We start from the raw sequence: 16,820 nt of genomic DNA, 5'->3' as shown, positions 1-16,820 counted from the left end.
GTATTTGCCTCTGTGTCTTTCTGGAAGTTTCGGTGTGGTGGGGGCTAGATCAGCTTCTGACCAACGAGGTACTCGGCGATCTTGTTGCCGCCCTCGCCCTCGTCGGCGATCTTCTCGCCCGCGGCCTTGGCCGGCTTCGGCGTCGACGACAGCACCTTGCTGCTGGCGTTGGCGACACCGACCTCGTCGGCCTCGACACCGATCTCAGCCAGCGTCAGCACGGTGACCGGCTTCTTCTTGGCGGCCATGATGCCCTTGAACGACGGGAAGCGGGCTTCGCCGATGCGCTCGTTGACGCTCACGACGGCGGGCAGGGTGGCCTCCAGGCCGAAGACGCCCTCGTCGGTCTCACGCTCGCCGGTGACCTTGCCACCCTCGACGGAGATGCTGCGCAGCGAGGTCAGCTGCGGCAGGCCCAGCAGCTCGGCGATGACGGCCGGAACCGCGCCACCCACGCCGTCGGTGGACTCGTTGCCACCGATGACCAGCTCGGCGCCCTCGATGGTGCCCAGCGCGCGGGCCAGGGTCCAACCGGTCTGGACGATGTCCGAGCCCTTGAGCTGGTCGTCCTTCACGTGCACCGCGTTGTCGGCGCCCATGGACAGAGCCTTGCGGATGGCCTCGGTGGCCCGCTCCGGTCCGACGGTCAGCACGGTGACGGTGCCGGCGCCGCCGGCGGCCTCTTCCTTCTCCTTGATCTGCAGCGCAGCCTCGACGGCGCGCTCGTTGATCTCGTCGAGCACCGCGTCCGCGGACTCGCGGTCGAGGGTGAAGTCGCCGTCGTTGAGCTTGCGCTCCGACTCATAGTCAGGGACCTGTTTGATCAGGACCACGATGTTCGTCATGGGTGTGGTTCGTCCTCCTCGATGAGGCCGGCGGTCGGCCTGGCATTCACGATTAACGCAACGACCAACATGTTACTACTCGGTAACTTATGTGGCATGGCGCAGGAACACCATAGCTGGTCGAACGCGGCCCGAGGATGCCGCCTTTTGTTTTCTTGACCACACTTGAGGGTGTTGGGCAACATGACAGAACCAGCAGGTGGGACGGCCCAACCGATCGGGCATGGGATCAGCGGTACCACTCTGGGCTAGCCTGCCTATCTAATGAGCACTTTTCCCGAAACCCAGCCGGACAGCCACGCGGCAACCTCAGTGCCAGTGATGCCACTGACCGGTGAGCGCACCGTCCCGGACCTGGCCGAGGAGAACTACTGGTTCCGGCGCCACGAGGTGGTCTACCGGCGCCTGGTCGAGCGCTGCCGCGACCGCGACGTCCTCGAGGCCGGTGCCGGCGAGGGCTACGGCGCCGACCTCATCTCAGACGTCGCGCGGCGGGTGATCGGGCTGGACTACGACGAGTCCTCCGTGGCGCACATCCGCGCCCGCTACCCGCGGGTCGAGATGCTGCACGGCAACCTGGCCGCATTGCCGCTCCCCGACGCCTCCGTCGACGTCGTCGTCAACTTCCAGGTGATCGAACACCTCTGGGACCAAGGGCAATTCGTCGCCGAATGCCTGCGGGTGCTGCGCCCGGGTGGCGTGCTACTGATGTCCACGCCCAACCGGATCACCTTCACCCCCGGCAGCGACACCCCGCTGAACCCGTTCCACACCCGGGAACTGAACGCCGCCGAGATGACCGAACTGCTGACCGAACAGGGCTTCGTCATGGAGGCCATGCTGGGCGTGTATCACGGCGCCGGACTGCGTGAGCTCGACGCCCGGCACGGCGGCTCCATCATCCAGGCCCAGATCGACCGCGCCGTGGCCGACGCACCCTGGCCCGCGGACCTGCTGGCCGACGTGGCCGCGGTGACGATCGACGACTTCGATCTGCTGGACGCCGACGCCGCAAACATCGATGACAGCCTCGACCTGGTGGCAATCGCGGTGCGGCCGTGAGTGATTCGTCGAGCGCACCAGTACCGGGGATGTTCACCCTGGTGCTGCATACGCACCTGCCGTGGCTGGCCCACCATGGCCGCTGGCCGGTCGGCGAGGAGTGGCTGTACCAGTCGTGGGCGACGGCCTATCTGCCCCTGACGCGCGTGCTGCGCGAGCTGGCCGAGGAAGGCCGCGGCCACCTGTTGACCCTCGGCATGACACCCGTCGTCACCGCCCAGCTCGACGATCCATACTGCCTGGCCGGTATGCAGCAGTGGCTGTCCAACTGGCAGCTGCGCGCGCTGGAGGCGACCACCGTGCGGGGCGGCCGGGGCGAGCGGAGCGACGGGACAGACTCCAGCGGCGCCCCTGAGACGTTCAACTCACCGGAAGCGTTGCGCGCCTTCGGTGTTCACGAGCACCAGCAGGCCGGTGCGGCGCTCGCCGAGTTCGCCGATCACTGGCAGCACGGCGGCAGCCCCGTGCTGCGGCAGCTCATCGGCGCGGGCACCATCGAACTGCTCGGCGGCCCGCTGTCACATCCGTTCCAGCCGCTGCTCAACCCCCGGCTGCGGGAGTTCGCGCTGCGCGAGGGCCTGGCCGACGCCGGCGCCCGCTTCGCGCACACCCCCGGCGGCATCTGGGCGCCCGAATGCGCCTACGCCCCCGGCATGGAGACCGGCTACGCCGCCGCCGGCGTCACCCACTTCATGGTCGACGGCCCGTCACTGCACGGCGACACCGCGCTCGGCCGTCCCGTGGGCGAGTCGGACGTCGTCGCCTTCGGCCGCGACCTGCAGGTCAGCTACCGCGTGTGGTCGCCCAAGTCCGGCTACCCGGGGCACCCGGCGTACCGCGACTTCCACACGTACGACCACCTCACCGGCCTCAAGCCGGCCCGGGTCACCGGCCGCACCGTCCCGTCGGAGTCCAAGGCCCCGTACGAGCCGGAGCGGGCCACCGCCGCGATCGACGCGCACGTCGCGGATTTCGTGAACACGGTTCGGCGCCGGCTGCTCTCGGAGTCCGAGCGCACCGGGCGCCCGGCCCACGTCGTCGCCGCTTTCGACACCGAACTGTTCGGGCACTGGTGGCATGAGGGACCGGAGTGGCTGGGACGCGTATTGCGCGCGCTGCCGGCCGCCGGTGTCCAGGTGGGCACCCTGTCGGACGCGATCAACAACGGGTTCGTCGGCTCCCCCGTCGAACTGCCGCCCAGTTCCTGGGGCTCGGGCAAGGACTGGCAGGTCTGGTCCGGCGAGCAGGTCGCCGACTTCGTGACGCTCAACGCCGAGGTCGTCGATACCGCGCTGACCACGGTGGACAAGGTCCTGGCGCAGGATTCGGCGTACCCGGCCCGTGACCGCGTGGCCGACCAGATCCTGCGCGAAGCCCTGCTGACCGTCTCGAGCGACTGGCCCTTCATGGTGAGCAAAGACACCGCGGCGGAATATGCTCGCTATCGCGCGCACCTGCACGCGCACGCCACCCGGGAGATCGCCGGTGCCCTCGCGTCTGGACGACGCGACCAGGCCCAGAAGCTCGCGGAGGGTTGGAACCGCGCCGACGGACTGTTCGGCGCCCTGGACGCGCGGAGGTTGCCGCGATGAGCCGCTTGCGCGAAGAGCCGAGGGCACCGATGAGCCGCTTGCGCGAAGAGCCGAGGGCACCGATGAGCGCTTGCGCGAAGAGCAGAAGGCAACGATGAAAATCCTCATGGTCTCGTGGGAGTACCCACCCGTGGTGATCGGTGGCCTCGGACGCCACGTCCACCATCTGGCCGTCGAGCTCGCCGCCCTCGGCCACGAGGTCGTGGTGCTGTGCCGTCGCCCCGCGGACACCGACCCCAGCACGCACCCCACCACCAACGAGGTGCACGAGGGCGTGTGGGTGATCTCCGCGGCCCTCGACCCGAACGAGTTCAAATTCGGCACCGATATGATGGCCTGGACACTGGCCATGGGGCACGCCATGATTCGCGCCGGATTGAGCCTGCGCGACTGGACGCCCGACGTCGTGCACGCGCACGACTGGCTGGTCGCCCACCCCGCAGTGACCCTGGCCGAGTTCTTCGACGTGCCACTGGTTTCCACCATCCACGCCACCGAGGCCGGCCGGCATTCCGGCTGGCTCTCCGGCCCCGTGAGCCGCCAGGTGCACTCGCTGGAATCGTGGCTCGTGCACGAGTCCGACTCATTGATCACCTGCTCGGTGTCCATGGGCGAGGAGATCACCGAGCTGTTCGGACCCGAGCTGCCCGACGTGAGCGTCATCTGCAACGGCATCGACACCGCCGGCTGGCCGTTCGCCATGCGGCGCAAGCACGACGGCCCGGCCGAGCTGCTGTTCGTCGGCCGGCTCGAGTACGAGAAGGGCGTGCACGACGTCATCGCCGCGATGCCGCGCATCCGGCGGACCCACCCGGGCACCACGCTGACCATCGCCGGTGACGGAACGCAGTACGACTGGCTGGTCGAAGAAGCCCGCAAGGCCAAGGTCACCAAAGCCGTGAATTTCGTTGGCCGCGTTGACCATTCCGGACTGCTCGAGCTGCTGCACCGGGCCGACGCCGCGGTCCTGCCGAGCCACTACGAGCCGTTCGGCATCGTCGCGCTGGAAGCTGCCGCGGCCGGTACCCCGCTGGTGACGTCGAACGTGGGCGGGCTCGGCGAAGCGGTGATCAACGGCAAGACGGGCGTCTCCTGTCCGCCGCGCAACGTCGGCGCGCTGGCGTCCGCCGTCCGCAAGGTGCTCGACGACCCCGCGGGCGCGCAGCAGCGCGCCCTGGCCGCGCGCGACCGGTTGAACCACGATTTCTCGTGGCAGACGGTCGCGGCCGAGACCTCGGACGTCTACCTGGCCGCCAAGCGCGGCGAGCGCCTGCCGCACGCGCGTCGTCCCATCGTGGAGCGCCCGCTGCCCGACCGCGGCTGAGTGCGGTCCACCGAAAATCCATAGAACTGTCCCTTTTCCCTGGAAGAGGGACAGTTTTGTGTTCCCCCGCGCGCTGACCACGCTTGACGGATATACCCCCCGGGGGTACAAACGGCAGAGTGTTCACTCGCCGTAGTTTCCTGATCGCCTCTGCCGTCACAGGCGCATCCGCGCTTGCCGGCGTCGCCGCGTGTAGCAAGACGCCGACCGCGGCAGGCGGCGTCGACCAGAAGGCCATCGCCGCCGCCGAGGCCGCCCGCCCGCACACCGGGCGCACCGTCGCGGTGGCGCTGCGCCCGCAGCCGGCCACCGTCGACCTGGGCGGCGTCACGGTGCAGACCCTCGCCTACGGCGACCAGGTGCCCGGCCCGCTGATCCGCGCGTCGGTGGGCGACGAGTTGTCGGTCCGCGTGTCCAACGGCCTCGACCATGACACGTCGGTGCACTGGCACGGCATCGCGCTGCGCAACGACATGGACGGCGCGGCACCCGCGACACCGAACATCAAGCCCGGCAACGACTTCACATACACGTTCTCGGCCCCGCACGCCGGTACCTACTGGGCGCATCCGCACACCGGTCTGGACGCGGACTACGGGCTGTACCTGCCGGTGGTCATCGACGATCCCGCGGATCGCGGCCGTTACGACGCGGAATGGATTGTGGTCCTTGATGATTGGACCTCGGGTGCCGGTAAGTCACCCCAGCAGATCTACGACGGTCTGCGCGCCATGGCCAACATGGGACACATGGGCAGTCACGATATGAGCGGCATGGGTGACATGCCCATGGCGACGAGCCCGCTGCTCGGCGGCGACGCCGGTGACGTCAAGTACCCCTACTTCCTCGCCAACGGCCGGATTCCCGCCGCACCAACGGTTTTCAATGCCAAACCGGGTCAGCGCATCCGGCTGCGCATCATCAACGCCGGCGCCGACACCGCGTTCCGGGTGGCGCTGGCCGGCCACCGCATGACCGTCACCCACACCGACGGCTTCCCCGTCGACCCGGTGGACGTCGACGCGCTGCTGCTGGGCATGGGCGAGCGCTACGACGTCATCGTCACGGCAGGCTCCGGCGTCTTCCCGTTGGTGGCAGTCGCCGAAGGCAAGGACAGCACCGCGCGCGCCATCCTCTCCACCGGCGCCGGCGCCGCGCCGGACCCCGCTTTCCGCCCGGCGGAGCTGAATCGGAAGGTGGGCACCGTCGCCGACTTCACGGCCACCTCGGCCGTCGACCTCGGACCCATCACGCCGGACGTCACGCTGGTCGCGGAACTCACCGGCTCGATGATGAAGTACGACTGGGGCATCAACGGGCGGGGCTTCGACAACCGCAAGGCCCTGACCATCCGGCAGGGACAGCGCGCCACCATGAGCTTCACCAACTCGACGACCATGTGGCACCCCATGCACCTGCACGGGCACACGTTCCAGGTACTGCAGCCCGACGGCCGGCGCGGGCCGCGCAAGGACACGCTGATCGTGCTGCCCAAGCAGAAGCTGACCGTCGCCCTCGTCGCCGACAACCCCGGTGAGTGGATGCTGCACTGCCACAACGCCTATCACCAGGAGGCGGGCATGATGACGACTCTCGACTACACGAGCTGAATTACCGGGAGCTCTTCTTGCGCTCGATGTCGGCCAGGGCCCGGGCGAGTTCCTCGCGCTCGGCGGCCGAGGTCTCCCAGTCCAGCTTGCGGTTCTTGACCACCTTGGCGGGGGCACCGACCGCGATGGAGAAGTCCGGAATCTCGCCCTTGACCACCGCGTGGGCACCGAGCACGCAGCCGCGGCCGATGCTGGTGTTGCGCAGGATGGTCACCTTGGCGGCGATCCAGGTGTCCGGCCCGATCCGCACCGGGCCCTTGATGATGCCCTGATCCTTGATCGGCAGCTCCATGCTGTCCATCTTGTGGTCGAAGTCGCAGACGTAGCACCAGTCGGCCATGAGCGCCGACTCGCCGATCTCGATGTCCAGGTAGGTGTTGATGACGTTGTCGCGCCCCAGCACCACCTTGTCGCCGAACCGCAGCGAGCCCTCGTGGCAGCGGATGGTGTTCTTGTCGCCGATGTGGACCCAGCGACCGATCTCCATCTGCGCCAGCTCGGGCGTGCACTGGATCTCCACGCCCTTGCCGAGGAACACCATGCCGCGCGTGATGATGTGCGGGTTGGCCAGCTTGAACTTCAGCAGCCGGAAGTACCGCACCAGGTACCACGGGGTGTAGGCCTTGTTGTCGAGCACCCACTTCAGCGACTCGCGGGTGAGGAACCGCGCCTGCCGCGGATCGCGCAGCCGCGAACCCCGCCATCGCTTGTGAATCGGTGCGCCCCACATCGTCGTCATGGCCGGAAAGCCTACGCGAGGCGAAATCGGACATTCGCGTGTCTCGGGCTAGTCTCGGGACTCGATGCCTGCACACCGAATCCGCCGCCTCGCCGCCGTTGCTGTTGCGGCGGTCACCCTGACCGTTGCCGGGTGCGGCAACACCGACTCCTGGGTCAAGGCGCACCCGTCGGACGGCTGGCCGGCGCAGTACGGCGACGCCGCCAACAGCAGCTACACCGCGTTGGCCGGGGCAGGCAGCCTCAAGCAGGACTGGGCCCGCTCGGCCAAGGGCAATCTCGGCGCGCAGGTGATCCTCGGCTCAGGCAGCTATCTGGCCATCAACGCGCAGTCGGCCAATGGTTGCTCCCTGATGGTGTGGGAAAGCGACCAGCACGGCCGCCAGCGCTGGTGCACCCGGCTGTGGCCGGGCCCGGGACCAGGCGGGCCACTGTCCTCGCCTCTTTTCGACGGCTTCGACAACATGTACGTTGGCCAGCCCGGCGCGATCATGTCGTTCCCGCCGACGCAGTGGATCCGCTGGCGTCAGCCCGTGATCGGGATGCCGACGACACCGCGCATCCTGTCGCCCGGCCAGCTCCTCGTGGTGACGCATCTGGGCCAGGTACTGGTGTTCGACGCCCACCGCGGCCAGACCATCGGCGCCCCGCTGGACCTCGTCAGCGGCGTCGACCCCGCCGACTCGGCGCGCGGCCTGGCCGACTGCCAGCCCGCCAAGGCGGCGTGCCCCATCTCGGCGGCGCCCGCCTACTCACCTGACACCGACATGGTGGTGCTGGGCCTGTGGCAACCGGGCACCGATGCCCCGGCCCTGGTCGGGCTCCGCTACCACGAGGGCCAGACGCCGCTGCTGACCCGCGAATGGAGCAGCACGGCGGTCGGAGGCGGCCCCATCGCCAGCCCGGTGCTGTCCGCCGACGGCAAGACCGTCTACGTCAACGGCCGCGATCAGCACCTCTGGGCGGTCAACTCCGCCGACGGCAAGGCCAAGTGGTCGGTGAACCTCGGGTTCCAGCCGCAGACGCCGCCATCGGTGACGCCGGACGGTCTGGTGGTCGCCGGCGGCGGGCCACAGACCAAGCTCACCGCGGTCAAAGACAAGGGCGACAAGGGCGAGGTGGCGTGGACGCGTGCCGACGTCGAGCCGCTGACCACGGCCACGCGCGCCGGCTCCGACGTCGGGTACGTCGTGGTCCGCGACGGTCAGGCCGGCCAGGCGTTGGTGGTCTTCTCCCCCGCCGACGGCCACACCGTGAACAGCTATCCGCTGCCGGGCGCCACGGGCTGGCCCGTCGGGGTGTCCGTCGGGCACGACAAGCGCGTCATCACCGCGACGAGCGACGGCCAGGTCTACGCGTTCGCCCCAGCCTGATCAGGGATTTGTGCACGATTTTCCGCGGCAACCGCGGAAAATCGTGCACAAATCACTAGGCGAGCATGGCCTCGATCGGGGCGCGCGGCACCGTCACCTGCACCGCGCCGGCGGATTCCGGTAGCACCTGTCCCTGGCTGAAGAAGAAGATCAGCGAGTCGTTGGTGATCGCGAAGTTCTGGTAGGTCTCGGGGTCCAGCCCGGCTGCCGGCGGCATCAGCACCGGCTGTGCGGACTGGCGGATCAGCTCGCCCTGAATCAGCGGCAGGATCACCGGAAAGGGTTGTGCGCCAGGCGCGAACAGGTTCTCGATGGTGATCGGCCTGCGCTGGACCAGGTCCCACGTGAACGTCTTGTAGAAGGTCTGCGGATGCGCACCGCCGACATCCTGGAACGTCTTGAACACGACCGACTGGGTGTTACGGGGCGGGATCGCCGCGGTGTACTGCGTCGCGGTGGTATCCAGCTCGTATGAGGTCTCGTGCGGTCCGGGCATCTTCGCGACGTTGACGTATCCGTCGCGCGTCTGCGTGATGTAGTCGACCACGGCCTGCTGATCCGGGTAGTCGATGGGATAGCTGATGTTGAGCGCGTAGCCGCGGGTGGTGTCCCGAATCTGACACATCCGCGAGCCGTCGACGACACCGCCCAGCTCCGGGCATTTCGCCGGGGTCGCGGCCGCAAGAGGCGTGCCGAGCAAACCGACCGCCCCTGAAGCAGCGATCACTGCGGCGAGTGCGGGAAGGCGCATCTGGTGAATCCTCCGGGGATCAAGAAATGGCGGCACGTCGCCGCCGGTTCCAGCGTACCTGTCGGCCCTACCCGTCCCGGGCATGAACTGCGACCAGGTGATTCAGCGCGACGGCCGGCAAATGAACGCCGTCGGCCGGGCGGCGGCCCCGGCACCGATGCGCGTGATCACCACGGAGAGCTGCCCACCCGACCGCTGCAGCTTCAGCTTGGCGCGCAACGCATCCGGGTCGACGTCGACGCCGCGCACCAGGATTTCGACGGCCGACGCCCCGTGCGCGGACAGCGCCTGCCGGAGTCGCTTCTCGTTGTAGGCGATCTGCTCGATTACCTCGAAACCCCTTGTACCGCTGGGCAACTCGTCGCCGGACAGATACGCGATCGCCGGGTCGAGCTGCCACAGGCCGTGCCGCGCCGCATAGTGGCGCACCAGACCGGCCCGCACCACCGCGCCGTCGGGGTCGACGATCCACCGCCCCGCCGGCCCCGATGGACAGTCACCGGGGTCGGCATCGGTGAATTCCTCGGCCACCTGGCCGGTCTTGTCGAGCACCGTGGCCCGGCGCGTGACGCCGGAAGGGGCCAGCCCCGGTGACCACAGACAGGCCTCCCGGACGCTGCCGGCCAGCGACGTGATCTGCACCTCGCCGCGAAATCCCAGCTCGGCCAGCTGGCCGAAATCGACGCCGGGTGCGCATTTCACCACCAGATCGCGGCCCCGGTAGACCTCGAGCAACTCGTCCAGCGGCGGGGCGTAGTCGCGGGGATCGAACTTGCGGCGGCCCGAACTGCGCCGCGCCGGGTCGACGACCACCACCGCGTCCCGCGTGATCGGGCGGAGCGCGTCCGCACGGCACAGCAGCGCCCGGTCGCCCACGTTGTGCCGCGCCATCGCCAGCCGGACCGCGTCGAGATCGCTGCCGATGAGGTGAGGCGAGGAATCACCCGAATTGCTCAGGGCGGCAAGTTCTGTCCCGACGGAACACGTCGCATCGTGCACGACGCGACCGGACAACCGCCGCGCCCGATGAACGGCGACGGCCCCGGCCGTGGCCTGCTGCAGTGCCTCGTCGGTGAACAGCCAGCCGGCGACGTCGCCGAGCTCGGCCAGTTTGGCGACGGCCCGGCGACGCAGCAGCACGGTCTCGACCAGCACGGCCGCGCGGTCACCGAAACGCGAACGCGCCCAAGCGATGTCGGATACCCGGTGGGCATCGGTCAGGGGCCGGGCAGCCACCTCGGCGAGCGCCTCCTGACCGGCTCCGGTCAGGTAGGCGACATCGTCGAGCGTGAAGGCATAGCCGCTCACGTCAGAGCGTCAGGAGCGTCGGGTCCGCCGAGGATACCGTCAGGACGGCTTGACCCCGGTGATCATCACGTTGTAGAACCAGCCCTTCGGCACGACGCGGCGCCACACGTTGGCGTCGAACCAGCTCAGCGTGGTCCAGCCGCCGAAGGCGAACTTGGCCCACTTGAAGCCGAGCTTGCCCGGGGGCACCGTCGACTCGAAGGTCCGCACCGGCCAGCCCAGCATGGCGGCGGTGAATTCCTCACTGGCGGTGGCGACTTCGACCGCACCGGCGTTGGTGGCCATGCGCTCCAGGTCGGCGGGCTCGAACGTGTGCAGGTCGACGATCCACTCGAGCGCGGCGGCGCGCGAGTTCTCGTCGAGCTCCTCCTGCGGCCGGCGCCAGGATTCCAGGCCCGGCAGCTTCATGGCCGCGACGGTGGTCTTCCACGTCAGGTCGGCCAGGCGGCGGGCGTAGAAGTTACCGACCGTGGTGGGCTCGCCGGCGAAGATGAAGCGGCCGCCCGGCTTGAGCACGCGGACGACCTCACGCAGCGACAGCTCCACGTCGGGGATGTGGTGCAGCACCGCGTGTCCGACGACGAGGTCGAAGGTGTCGTCCTCGTAGGGGATTCCCTCCGCGTCGGCGACGCGGCCGTCGATGTCCAGACCGAGGGCCTTGCCGTTGCGGGTGGCCACCTTGACCATGCCCGGGGACAGGTCGGTGACAGAGCCGCGGCGCGCGACGCCGGCCTGGATCAGGTTCAGCAGGAAGAAGCCGGTGCCACAGCCGAGCTCGAGGGCACGGTCATACGGCAGCTGACGCTGGACCTCGTCGGGGACGATGGCGTCGAAGCGACCGCGCGCGTAGTCGATGCACCGCTGGTCGTACGAGATCGACCACTTGTCGTCGTAGCTCTCGGCTTCCCAGTCGTGGTACAGAATCTGCGCCAGCTTGGTGTCGTGGCGGGCCGCCTCGACCTGCTCGGCCGTCGCGTGCGGGTTGGGGGCCTGGTCAACTACCTCGGATACCTGGGCGGCAGCGTCGGCTGCGGCGACCTCGGAAGTCTGGTCGGTACTCGTCATGCAGGTCAGCCTAACTGCCCCGTCACCGGGAGTTCACATCCACGGTTCTGTTCACCCGCTGAGCACGGGTTCAGCGAACCGCGAACGCCGCCTTTGCTGTGGCCAGCGCCTCGGGCGACGCGCCCAGGAACCTGCGCGCCCACTTCTGCGCCTCGTCGTAGACGTGGTCCGGCGCAACCAGTTGGTCGACCAGACCCAGGGCCACCGCTTCCTCGGCACCGGCGAACCGGCCGCTGAACACCAGGTCCTTGGCCCGGCTGTCGCCGACGGCCGCCGCCAACCGCGCGGCGGCGCCCTCGGCCGGTGCCCGGCCCGACAGGATCTCCGTCGACCCCACCTTCACGTTGTCACCGCTGATCCGCCAGTCCGCCGCCAGGGCCAGCGTCAGGCCGCTGCCCAGCGCGTAGCCGGTGACGGCCGCGACAGTGGGCCGCGGAATGGCGGCGACGGCGTCGACCGCGGCGCGGCACACCGCGCCCGCGACGCGGGCTTCGGCAGCGTCGAGGGTGCTGGTCTCGTGGTTGTCGTCACCGGTACAGAAGACCTCGTGGCCGCCGTACACGATGACGGCGGTGACGTCGGACCTCTGGCCCAGCTCCTCGGCGGCCGCGGCGACTTCCCGGCACATCTGGCGGGTCAGCGCATTGCGCGGTGGCCTGGCCAGAAGCAGGGTCCCGATGCCGTCGGTGACGTGGAGTTGGACGAACTCGCCGATGTCCATCACTGCGCCCTGCCGGCGCGGGCCGCCTTGTACCGCTCGGCATCGAAGAACTCGATGTCCCACGTACCCTCACCCATGGTGAGCACCGGTTCGATCGGCTCGATCTTCCGCTCGTCCTTGAGCAACTGACCGACCGTGCGGCCGTCCAGCGAGCTCAGTTGCGTCCACGTGGGCGGCAACAGGAACGAATGCCCCTGCGCGAACTCCTCCAGCGCGGCCGCGGGCGTACGCCACGCGACGTGGTCGCTCTCGGTGTTGTTGCCGTCGGCGCGCTGGCCGGCCGGCAGAGCACCGACGAAGAAGAACGTGTCGTAGCGGCGGGTGCGTTCCTCTTTGGGGGTGATCCAGTTGGCCCACGGCCACAACAGGTCCGCACGCAGCACCAGCTTCTCGCGGGCCAGAAACTCCCCGAACGACAGCTCACGGCTTTCCAGCGCGGCCCGGGATTCGTGGTAGACGGTCGCGTCGGAGACGATGCCGTCCGGATCGTCGGCCGGCCCGGCGAACAGCACGCCGGACTCCTCGAAGGTCTCGCGTGCGGCGGCGCACACCAGCGCGCCGGCCAACACGGGGTCGACGCCGAACTTGTCAGCCCACCAGGTGCGGTCAGGTCCGGTCCACGCGATGTCGGCGTCGCGGTCGCGCTCGTCGACCCCACCGCCGGGGAAGACCGTCATGCCGCCGGCGAAGGCCATCGACATGGTGCGGCGCATGAGGAAGACCTCGATGCCGGGCGCACCGTCGCGCACCAGCATCACGGTCGCGGCCGGCCTGGGATGCAGCGGGTCGAGTTCGGTCATAAACGCCTCCTGTGCGCCGCGCGACTGCGGGTACGACGGGCGAAGTACCGCCCGTCGATGTACTCCAGGGCGATCGACTGACCGAAGGCCTGGGAGAGATTCTCGGACGTGAGCACCTCGGGCAGCAGCCCCGAGGCGATCGCCTGCCCCTCGGAGAGCAGCAGGCAGTGCGTGAAGCCCTCCGGGATTTCCTCGACGTGGTGCGTGACCAGGACGGAGGCCGGCGCGTCGGCGTCGGCGGCCAGATCAGCCAACCGGGCCACCAGTTCCTCCCGCCCGCCGAGGTCCAGTCCGGCCGCCGGCTCGTCGAGCAGCAGCAGCTCCGGGTCGGTCATGAGCGACCGGGCGATCAGCACCCGCTTGCGCTCGCCCTCGGACAGCGTGCCGTAACGGCGGTCGGCGAGGTGTTCGGCGCCGATGCTCTCCAAGGTGTCCAGCGCGCGGTTGTAGTCGACGTCGTCGTACTGTTCGCGCCACCGGCCCAGCACGGCATAACCGGCGGAGACCACCAGGTCGCGCACCACTTCGTCGTCGGGTATCCGCTGTGCCAGCGCCGAACTGCTGAGCCCGATGCGCGACCGCAGCTCGGACATGTCGGTGCGGCCCAGCCGCTCGCCCAGGACGAACGCCGTGCCCGACGACGGATGCTCGACGGCGGCCGCCATGCGCAGCAGCGACGTCTTGCCCGCGCCGTTGGGGCCGAGGACAACCCAGCGCTCGTCGAGTTCCACCGACCAATCGATCGGGCCGACCAGGGTGGCACCGCCGCGGCGCAGTGTGACGGCCGAGAATTCGATCAGGAGGTCGCCATCGACGGAGTCGATAAATTGGTCCGAGTCGGGCGGGACTTCTGGCCTTACGAGGTTGTCGTTGAGGGCGCCGGGCACTCGCTCATCGTAGCCACGGCCGGTTCAGCTGCCCGGTCCCCCACCACGTGCGCCCATCCGCTGGCCGCGAGCCACCGGGTCGGGGTGCACCGCAGCACCAGTTGCACCAGCGGCCCAATCCCCAAGGCGTACACGACGGTTCCCACGCCGACGGTGCCGCCCAGCAGCCAGCCGGTGGCCAGCACCGTCACCTCGATGCCGGTACGGACCAGCCGCACCGACCATCCGGTCCGGGCCACCAGCCCGGTCATCAGTCCGTCGCGCGGACCCGGCCCCATCCCGGCACCGATGTACATCACCGTGCTCACGGCGTTGAGCACCACGGCGCCGACCATCATCGCGGTGCGCACCGGCAGCGTCGTCGGCTGCGGCAGCACCATCAGGGCGGCGTCGACCACGACGGAGATGACGATGACGTTCGCGACGGTGCCGACGCCCGGCCGGTTCCGCAGCGGGATCCAGCCGAGCAGCACCACGACGCCGACGAGCGCCGTGGCGCCGCCGATGGTCAGCCCGGTGTGCTTGGCCAGTCCCTGATGGAAGACGTCCCACGGATCCAGGCCCAGGCCGGCCCGCACGAACAGCGCCATCGACAGGCCGTAGCCGCTCAGCCCCGCCAGCAGCAGCACCGAGCGGATTGTCAGGCCGGCCCCACTGACGCGTTTGCCCGCTGCCATCACCGGTGGTCCTGGAAGCGAGCGCGGATGGCGTCCAGTTCGTGACGCACCCGGGCGGCATCCAGATCGCGGACATCGGCGCGGTTGTCGCGCCTCGACCGGGTGCGCTTCTCAGCCAGTTTTGATAGCCAGTTCGTTCGCATGACACCAGTTTTCCGGCCAACTGGCTTGCCATTCAATAGCCAGTTGACCGATACTGGCTTCAATGTCGATCGAGATGTCAGCCAGATCACTTGACGAAGTCCTTCTGGCACGCGAATTGGGCAACTGGCGCACGTCCAGCCTCAGTGGCCCCGCCTATCTGGGCCTGGCCGACGCCATCCGCCTGCTCATCGTCGACGGCCGGCTCCCCGTCGGCGCCCGGTATCCCAGCGAACGCGCGCTGGCCGACGCCCTGCGGGTCTCCCGTACCACCGTCACCGCGGCCTATGCCCAGCTGCGCGAGGACGGCTACCTCAACGCCCGCCGCGGCGCCCGCAGCACCACGGCCCTGCCGCCCACGGCGCTCACGGCCAGTCCGGCACCCATCGCCAGAACCGGCACGCTGAGCCTGGCCGACGCCGCGCCCTCCGCGCCGGCGGCCGCCACCCTCGAGGCGTTCGCGCGCGCCGCCCAGCGCGTGGCGCCACATCTGCACGACCTCGGCATCGAACTCACCGGCGTCGCCGAGCTTCGCCGGGCCATCGCCGAAAGATATTGCGCCAGAGGTCTTCCCACCGATCCGGACGAGATCATGGTGACCACCGGGGCGCTCCACGCGATCAATCTCGTGCTGGCCACCTACGCCCGCCCGGGCGACCGCGTCCTGATCGAACAGCCGACGTACCACGGCGCCATCTCGCTCATCGCGGCCTCCGGCGCCCGGCCGGTGCCCGTCAGCATGGCCGAAGACGGCTGGGAACTGGACGCCGTGCAGGCCGCCATGCGGCAACTGGCTCCCACCCTGGCCTATCTGATCGTCGACAACCACAACCCGACCGGGCTGAGCCTGCCGGCCGCGGGGCGCGAGCGCCTCGCCCGCATCATCTCCGAGACCCGGACCCGCACCATCATCGACGAAACCATCTGCGACATCTGGCTGGACGATCCGCTGCCGCCGCCGCTGGCCTCCTACCTGGAGAGCCGCCGCGACCTGGTGATCACCGTCGGCTCGATGTCGAAGTCGTTCTGGGGCGGCCTGCGGGTCGGCTGGATTCGCGCCGAACGGTCCACCCTGGCCGCCATCGCCGCGGTGCGGCCGACCATCGACCTCGGCACCGCGATCGTCGAACAACTGGCGTCGGCCGACCTGCTCCGGCAGGCCGACACCGTCCTGCCCGCCCGTCGCGACATGTTGCGCGCCCGGCGTGAGCTGGTGAGTTCGCTTCTGCAGGAACAACTCCCGGACTGGACGGCCAGTCCGTGCCACGGCGGCATGTCGATGTGGATGCGGCTGCCCGCACCCATGAGTTCAGCACTGTCCGCCGCGGCGTCCCGGATGGGCCTCGTCATCCCCGCCGGGCCACGCTTCGGGGTCGACGGCACGCTGGAGCGCTTCATCCGCGTGCCCTTCACCCAGCCCGAGGAGCGCCTGCACCAGTCGGTCGCGGTGCTGGCTCAGGCGTGGCGCGGCGTCACCGGCGTGGGTACGCCGGACGCGCACGCCCTCGTCGTCTGAGGTGGGCTGAAGCGAGACTTACTGCTGGCTCTGGATCAGGCCGATGCAGGTGCCGATGTGCTCGGGCGTGCAGGGAATGCCGTTGACCGTCTGCAGGCCGCCGACCGACTGGGTGATCTGCGCGCCCGTCCCGCTGTTGGACGTCTGCGGCGGCACCGCCTGCGGGCCGCTGCCATTCGCCGTGCCCTTGACGCACACGCCTTCGAAGTGGCTCGGCACGGTCCCCCAGGGGCACGCGTAGGCGGGCGCGGCCGCCGTCACCGATACGACCGACAAGGGGCCGGCGACCAACGCGACAGCACTCACACCAACCAGAACCGCACGCTTCATGTCACCGTCTCCCACACGCTTACGCAGCAAATCAATATCAATAGTCACCACTGTAACGCGACAGCGGTCCCGGCGTGCCC

17 protein-coding genes are annotated in these 16,820 nt (G+C 69.3%); 6 read left to right on the top strand and 11 right to left on the bottom strand.

What is annotated here, in order from left to right:
• Nucleotides 1-44: 44 nt before the first annotated feature.
• Nucleotides 45-845, bottom strand: a complete 801-nt coding sequence (locus BR47_RS0114090) for an electron transfer flavoprotein subunit beta/FixA family protein (RefSeq protein WP_029119907.1) — start codon at nucleotides 843-845, stop codon at nucleotides 45-47.
• A gap of 264 nt (nucleotides 846-1,109) precedes the next feature.
• Here BR47_RS0114090 and BR47_RS0114085 point away from each other — a divergent pair, with 264 nt between their 5' ends.
• The 4 genes from BR47_RS0114085 (at nucleotide 1,110) to BR47_RS0114070 (ending at nucleotide 6,433) form a co-directional block, all read left to right on the top strand.
• The gene (locus BR47_RS0114085) at nucleotides 1,110-1,907 is read left to right on the top strand and encodes a class I SAM-dependent methyltransferase (RefSeq protein ID WP_029119906.1); all 798 of its coding nucleotides are present in this window, start codon (nucleotides 1,110-1,112) and stop codon (nucleotides 1,905-1,907) included.
• A 29-nt stretch (nucleotides 1,908-1,936) separates the two neighbouring features.
• Nucleotides 1,937-3,499 carry a 1,4-alpha-glucan branching protein domain-containing protein gene (locus BR47_RS0114080; protein WP_020103140.1) on the top strand — a complete coding sequence of 521 codons (1,563 nt, stop codon included), beginning with the start codon at nucleotides 1,937-1,939 and terminating at the stop codon, nucleotides 3,497-3,499.
• Nucleotides 3,500-3,593: 94 nt separating this feature from the next.
• A complete protein-coding gene (locus tag BR47_RS0114075) occupies nucleotides 3,594-4,823 on the top strand; it encodes a glycosyltransferase family 4 protein (RefSeq protein WP_020103139.1) in 1,230 nt (409 codons plus the stop codon).
• Nucleotides 4,824-4,942: 119 nt separating this feature from the next.
• Nucleotides 4,943-6,433 carry a multicopper oxidase family protein gene (locus BR47_RS0114070; RefSeq protein WP_029119905.1) on the top strand — a complete coding sequence of 497 codons (1,491 nt, stop codon included), beginning with the start codon at nucleotides 4,943-4,945 and terminating at the stop codon, nucleotides 6,431-6,433.
• Between the two features lies 1 nt (nucleotide 6,434).
• On the opposite strand, the gene BR47_RS0114065 is transcribed toward BR47_RS0114070, so the two are convergent.
• Nucleotides 6,435-7,172, bottom strand: a complete 738-nt coding sequence (locus BR47_RS0114065) for an acyltransferase (protein ID WP_020103137.1) — start codon at nucleotides 7,170-7,172, stop codon at nucleotides 6,435-6,437.
• Between the two features lie 64 nt (nucleotides 7,173-7,236).
• Between BR47_RS0114065 and BR47_RS0114060 the strand changes: the two genes are divergently transcribed.
• Nucleotides 7,237-8,544 (top strand): outer membrane protein assembly factor BamB, encoded by a 1,308-nt coding sequence (locus BR47_RS0114060; RefSeq protein WP_029119904.1) that lies wholly within the window; start codon nucleotides 7,237-7,239, stop codon nucleotides 8,542-8,544.
• 55 nt (nucleotides 8,545-8,599) lie between these two features.
• Here BR47_RS0114060 and BR47_RS0114055 read toward each other — a convergent pair whose 3' ends face one another.
• From BR47_RS0114055 to BR47_RS33515, 8 genes are all read right to left on the bottom strand, one after another.
• Nucleotides 8,600-9,295 (bottom strand): esterase, encoded by a 696-nt coding sequence (locus BR47_RS0114055; RefSeq protein WP_020103135.1) that lies wholly within the window; start codon nucleotides 9,293-9,295, stop codon nucleotides 8,600-8,602.
• 102 nt (nucleotides 9,296-9,397) lie between these two features.
• Nucleotides 9,398-10,603 carry a class I SAM-dependent methyltransferase gene (locus BR47_RS0114050; protein ID WP_036427316.1) on the bottom strand — a complete coding sequence of 402 codons (1,206 nt, stop codon included), beginning with the start codon at nucleotides 10,601-10,603 and terminating at the stop codon, nucleotides 9,398-9,400.
• 39 nt (nucleotides 10,604-10,642) lie between these two features.
• A complete protein-coding gene (locus BR47_RS0114045; RefSeq protein WP_029119902.1) occupies nucleotides 10,643-11,668 on the bottom strand; it encodes a class I SAM-dependent methyltransferase in 1,026 nt (341 codons plus the stop codon).
• 70 nt (nucleotides 11,669-11,738) lie between these two features.
• Nucleotides 11,739-12,389, bottom strand: coding sequence for an enoyl-CoA hydratase (locus BR47_RS0114040; protein WP_090562735.1), 651 nt, complete (start codon nucleotides 12,387-12,389; stop codon nucleotides 11,739-11,741).
• The gene (locus BR47_RS0114035; RefSeq protein ID WP_029119900.1) at nucleotides 12,389-13,189 is read right to left on the bottom strand and encodes an NUDIX hydrolase; all 801 of its coding nucleotides are present in this window, start codon (nucleotides 13,187-13,189) and stop codon (nucleotides 12,389-12,391) included. Before BR47_RS0114035 ends, BR47_RS0114040 begins: the two co-directional genes overlap by 1 nt.
• Complete coding sequence (locus BR47_RS0114030) at nucleotides 13,186-14,013, bottom strand: ABC transporter ATP-binding protein (RefSeq protein WP_029105613.1); 828 nt, start codon at nucleotides 14,011-14,013, stop codon at nucleotides 13,186-13,188. Before BR47_RS0114030 ends, BR47_RS0114035 begins: the two co-directional genes overlap by 4 nt.
• 32 nt (nucleotides 14,014-14,045) lie before the next feature.
• Nucleotides 14,046-14,753, bottom strand: coding sequence for a membrane protein YczE (gene yczE, locus BR47_RS0114025; RefSeq protein WP_020103128.1), 708 nt, complete (start codon nucleotides 14,751-14,753; stop codon nucleotides 14,046-14,048).
• Entirely contained in the window at nucleotides 14,753-14,986 is a 234-nt protein-coding gene (locus tag BR47_RS33515; RefSeq protein ID WP_177127380.1) for a hypothetical protein, read from the bottom strand. The genes yczE and BR47_RS33515 overlap by 1 nt, the downstream gene beginning before the upstream one ends.
• On the opposite strand from BR47_RS33515, the gene yczR reads away from it, so the two are divergent.
• Entirely contained in the window at nucleotides 14,959-16,410 is a 1,452-nt protein-coding gene (gene yczR / locus BR47_RS0114015) for a MocR-like transcription factor YczR (RefSeq protein ID WP_029119899.1), read from the top strand. The two genes, BR47_RS33515 and yczR, sit on opposite strands and share 28 nt — an antisense overlap.
• Before the next feature lie 18 nt (nucleotides 16,411-16,428).
• On the opposite strand, the gene BR47_RS0114010 is transcribed toward yczR, so the two are convergent.
• Entirely contained in the window at nucleotides 16,429-16,740 is a 312-nt protein-coding gene (locus tag BR47_RS0114010) for a hypothetical protein (RefSeq protein ID WP_020103125.1), read from the bottom strand.
• Nucleotides 16,741-16,820: the final 80 nt, after the last annotated feature.

Source organism: Mycobacterium sp. UNC410CL29Cvi84, assembly GCF_000686745.1.
Lineage (GTDB): Bacteria > Actinomycetota > Actinomycetes > Mycobacteriales > Mycobacteriaceae > Mycobacterium > Mycobacterium mucogenicum_B.
This window is presented reverse-complemented; position numbering and strand designations above follow the sequence as displayed.

Bases quoted from the DNA above. Each gene is read 5' to 3' on its own strand.
- BR47_RS0114035 (WP_029119900.1), bottom strand. From the start codon at position 13,189: ATGACCGAACTCGACCCGCTGCATCCCAGGCCGGCCGCGACCGTGATG.
- BR47_RS0114080 (WP_020103140.1), top strand. From the start codon at position 1,937: ATGTTCACCCTGGTGCTGCATACGCACCTGCCGTGGCTGGCCCACCAT.
- BR47_RS0114040 (WP_090562735.1), bottom strand. From the start codon at position 12,389: ATGGACATCGGCGAGTTCGTCCAACTCCACGTCACCGACGGCATCGGG.
- BR47_RS0114060 (WP_029119904.1), top strand. From the start codon at position 7,237: ATGCCTGCACACCGAATCCGCCGCCTCGCCGCCGTTGCTGTTGCGGCG.
- BR47_RS0114065 (WP_020103137.1), bottom strand. From the start codon at position 7,172: ATGACGACGATGTGGGGCGCACCGATTCACAAGCGATGGCGGGGTTCG.
- BR47_RS0114055 (WP_020103135.1), bottom strand. From the start codon at position 9,295: ATGCGCCTTCCCGCACTCGCCGCAGTGATCGCTGCTTCAGGGGCGGTC.
- BR47_RS0114045 (WP_029119902.1), bottom strand. From the start codon at position 11,668: ATGACGAGTACCGACCAGACTTCCGAGGTCGCCGCAGCCGACGCTGCC.
- yczE (WP_020103128.1), bottom strand. From the start codon at position 14,753: ATGGCAGCGGGCAAACGCGTCAGTGGGGCCGGCCTGACAATCCGCTCG.
- BR47_RS0114010 (WP_020103125.1), bottom strand. From the start codon at position 16,740: ATGAAGCGTGCGGTTCTGGTTGGTGTGAGTGCTGTCGCGTTGGTCGCC.
- BR47_RS0114085 (WP_029119906.1), top strand. From the start codon at position 1,110: ATGAGCACTTTTCCCGAAACCCAGCCGGACAGCCACGCGGCAACCTCA.
- BR47_RS0114075 (WP_020103139.1), top strand. From the start codon at position 3,594: ATGAAAATCCTCATGGTCTCGTGGGAGTACCCACCCGTGGTGATCGGT.
- yczR (WP_029119899.1), top strand. From the start codon at position 14,959: ATGTCGATCGAGATGTCAGCCAGATCACTTGACGAAGTCCTTCTGGCA.
- BR47_RS0114090 (WP_029119907.1), bottom strand. From the start codon at position 845: ATGACGAACATCGTGGTCCTGATCAAACAGGTCCCTGACTATGAGTCG.